We start from the raw sequence: 277 nt of genomic DNA, 5'->3' as shown, positions 1-277 counted from the left end.
CCGTTGGCCTGTCGCACAATATGTTCGACGGCGCGCTGTTCCTCGGCATCTGCGACAAGATCGTGCCGGGGCTGGTGATGGCCGCCCTCTCCTTCGGCCACCTGCCCGCGCTGTTCGTGCCGGCCGGCCCGATGAGCAGCGGCCTGCCGAACAAGGAAAAAGTGCGCGTGCGCCAGCTGTACGCCGAGGGCAAGGCCGACCGTTTGGCGCTGCTGGAGGCCGAGGCGGCCTCTTATCACGGCATCGGCACCTGCACCTTCTACGGCACCGCCAACAC

1 protein-coding gene is annotated in these 277 nt (G+C 67.5%); it reads left to right on the top strand.

The genetic code is table 11. From position 1 onward, the window contains the following. A partial coding sequence (locus AC4IFT_RS22480) for a dihydroxy-acid dehydratase domain-containing protein (RefSeq protein WP_490752950.1) occupies window positions 1-277 on the top strand: 277 nt, incomplete at both ends.

This window comes from Providencia sp. UF-183 (assembly GCF_058246155.1).
The sequence above is the reverse complement of the archived record's forward strand: the minus strand, read 5'-3'. Positions and strand labels throughout refer to the sequence as shown.